Genomic DNA, 2,859 nt, shown 5'->3' on the forward strand with positions numbered 1-2,859 from the left:
CGGGCCGGGCGGCCCGCGGGCGCGGGTCGCCCCGGGGCGCCCTCGGGGCGGTCGGGCGTCGGCGCGCGCGGCCCGCCCGGGGCCGCCCTGCTCGCCATGGGTGCCGTCGCCGGCGGGGTGCTGAAGTACGTCCGCCGCCGCCCCGGCGCTCGGGTGACGTTCGGCGGCGGCTGCGCCAAGCGGTCGAAGCTGGCGGCGGGACATCTGGACCTGCACTCCGCCCGCGCCCAGGTGGACAAGCACTGCCTCGCGGGGCTGGCGCGGCGCGGGCCCGGCGGGGTGCCCGGGGGTGACCGGATGACGGGCGAGGCGACGAGTCTGGTGCTCACGCCGGGTGGCGGTGCGGATTTTTCCAAGACCGGCGCTATTGGCTGAATGCAGTCTGTGACCTCCGGCGTCGAGCCGTTTCCGGCCACGGGGGGGGAGCCGGCGGGCCGGGCCCGGCGCAGCGGGTCCGGCCCGCCCTGGGCACCCGACTCGGGTCGCCCGCCGTGAAGGGTGATCCGCGTACCGATGTCAACGCGCCCCGCCCGCAGGCCCGCGTACGCCTTTGCTGCACTCACGTCACAAACGCCCCCTTCGTGTCACACATGTCGCGTGTACGCGGGTCTTGCGTCACACGCGGTGCACAGGCCCTGACTCGCGGTCACTCAGCGTCGTTCACGGGGCACAGGGTTTGTGATCGCCAGCGCAGCGCCCGGTACCCCCGACGGCCGTTCCCGGCCGCCGCCGCGGTGCGCGCGGGGAGGTGCAGTTCATGACCGACCGAAGGCTCTGGTCGTACAAGGAGATCGCGGCGCACATCCGGGTGCAGCCGGACACCGTGCGGTCGTACCGCAAGCACGGGCTGCTGCCGCCGCCCGACCATGTCGAGGGCGGCAAGCCGTTCTGGTACGCGGACACCGTCCGCAAGTGGGTCGCCGCGCGTCCGGGCAACCGTGGGCGCAGAGAGGACTGAGACACCTCCCGTCGTATTGAGGGGTGCCTGCGGAGGGCTCGCAGGCACCCCTTCCCGTGTCCTCGTGTCCTCATGTCCTCGTGTGTCACAGCACCGGGCGGCCGGGGGCCGGGTGCGGGCGGTCCTGGGTGGCGGTCGCCACGGACTTGCCGCCGTCGACGCGCAGGGTGGTGCCGGTGATCCAGGAGGCGCGCGGGGAGAGGAGGAAGGCCGCGGCCCGGGCGACGTCCTCCGGTTCACCGAGGCGGCCCATGGGGTAACTGGCCGCCGCCGTCTCCTCGGGGACCGAGGTGATCGGTTCCATGAAGGACGTACGGATGAAGGCGGGGGCCAGGGCGTTCACCCGTACCCGCGGGGCGAGTTGGTCCGCCAGGTCCTCCGTGAGGCGGTGCAGGGCGGCCTTGGTCGCGCTGTACGCCGGCATCCGGAACACCGCGTGGGCGGCGACCGTGTTCAGCATCAGCACCGAGCCGCCGTTCTCCTTCATCCAGGCTTCCCAGGCCAGTTGGGTGAAGTGGAGCGCCCCGAGCACGTTCGTCTCGAACATCCGGCGTACGCAGTCCAGGTCGAGGTCGACGGCTGGCAGGTCGAGCGCGGGGTTGATGCCGGTGGCGTAGACGAGCAGGTCGAGGCGGCCGAAGGTGTCCATCACCGTCTCGACGGCGGCCTGCCGGTCCTTCTCCTCGCGGCTGTGGGCGGTGATGGCGAGGGTGCGCCGGCCGGTCTCCTCGCGGATCCGCCCGGCCGCCTCGCGCAGCGGGTCCTCGGTGCGGGCCGTCATCGCCACCGAGGCTCCCTGGCGGGCCAGTTCAGCGGCGATGGCGTATCCGATGCCGCGGCTCGCGGAGACCACGAGCGCCGTCCGGTCCTCGAAGGGTGTCATCGCTCGCCTCCCGGTGCACAGGTCGCCATGTCGTCGAGGGCGCGGCGCCAGAGGCGGGGGATGGATTCGGCGCCGGGCAGTGCGCGGTCGATCTGGAAGGAGGCGGTGGAGGTGTCCCCGTAGAGGAACAGGCCGACGGTGAGCGGGAATCCGTCCGGACAGCAGATGACCGGGACCACCCGCTCCACCGGATCGCCGTCGTAGGTGAGCCGTCCGGCGATCCGGAAGATCGAGCCGACGACGGTCAGGGAGCCGGGTGCGGCGGTCCTGGCGATCAACTGGCCGTACTCCGCCGGATCCTGACGGATCATCCGGTTCAGTGACTGCCGGTAGGCCGGGTCCTTGAGCGGGGCGGTGGCGGGGAGCGTACGGCTGAGGCGGCGGGCCGGTGTCATGGGGCCGCCGGGCAGGTCGACGCGGGCGAGGAAGAAACGGTTGCCGGGGAAACCGGCCTCGGCGGGATCGCGCAGGTTGACCGGGAGCATCATCGGCAGGGCGTCCCGGTCGGCGTCGGGGCGGTGTTCGGCGGCCCAGCGGTCTACCGCGTGGGTGAGGGCGGCCAGGTGCACGTCGTTGCTGGTGGCGCCGTAGGCCCGGGCGGTGTCCCGCAGCCGGCCGGTGGGCACCTCCTGCCATACGACGTGACGGCGGCCGGACAGCGGCCGGTCCGGGTCGCTCCACAGTCCGTGCGGGCGGGTGTTGCGCCAGATGTACGCGGTGGTGTCGAGGAGCCGGGGCGGGGCGGGCCGCCGGTCCTGTCCGGTGTCCAGGGCGACGGCAGAGGTGCTCGGGGTGTCGTCGGCCGGGGCGAGGAGGACCTCCATGACGGTGACGAGGTTCGCGGCGTCCTGCGCGGCGTGGGTGGTGATGAGCGCGAGGCGGTAGCTGCGCGGGGCGGGGCCGGAGAGGACGGTCAGGCGCCAGGCGGGGGCGTCGGTGGGCAGCGGGCGGTGGAGCAGGTCACGGACGGTGTCGTCCGGGTCCGGGTCCGCGTCCGCCGTGACGCGGTGTTCGGTGA

General features: G+C 73.6%; 3 protein-coding genes and 1 pseudogene. 2 read left to right on the plus strand and 2 right to left on the minus strand.

The window, feature by feature from the left end; translation table 11 throughout:
- Nucleotides 1–375, plus strand: a pseudogene (locus HLK59_RS51820) (hypothetical protein); the annotation flags it as partial.
- 382 nt (nucleotides 376–757) lie between these two features.
- Nucleotides 758–958, plus strand: a complete 201-nt coding sequence (locus HLK59_RS49320; RefSeq protein WP_046262470.1) for a MerR family transcriptional regulator — start codon at nucleotides 758–760, stop codon at nucleotides 956–958.
- An 85-nt stretch (nucleotides 959–1,043) separates the two neighbouring features.
- Here HLK59_RS49320 and HLK59_RS49325 read toward each other — a convergent pair whose 3' ends face one another.
- Both HLK59_RS49325 and HLK59_RS49330 read right to left on the minus strand, forming a co-directional pair.
- On the minus strand, nucleotides 1,044–1,841 hold the full coding sequence (locus tag HLK59_RS49325) for an SDR family oxidoreductase (protein ID WP_171148226.1): 798 nt from the start codon (nucleotides 1,839–1,841) through the stop codon (nucleotides 1,044–1,046).
- On the minus strand, nucleotides 1,838–2,859 hold a 1,022-nt coding region (locus tag HLK59_RS49330), incomplete at its 5' end, for a hypothetical protein (RefSeq protein WP_171148227.1). The genes HLK59_RS49325 and HLK59_RS49330, both read right to left, overlap by 4 nt.

It is taken from the genome of Streptomyces sp. S3(2020) (assembly GCF_013044505.1).
Taxonomy (GTDB): Bacteria; Actinomycetota; Actinomycetes; order Streptomycetales; family Streptomycetaceae; genus Streptomyces.

What these genes read in the sequence shown, in the direction of transcription:
- HLK59_RS49320 (WP_046262470.1), top strand. Translation starts at nt 758, where the DNA reads ATGACCGACCGAAGGCTCTGGTCGTACAAGGAGATCGCGGCGCACATC.
- HLK59_RS49325 (WP_171148226.1), bottom strand. Translation starts at nt 1,841, where the DNA reads ATGACACCCTTCGAGGACCGGACGGCGCTCGTGGTCTCCGCGAGCCGC.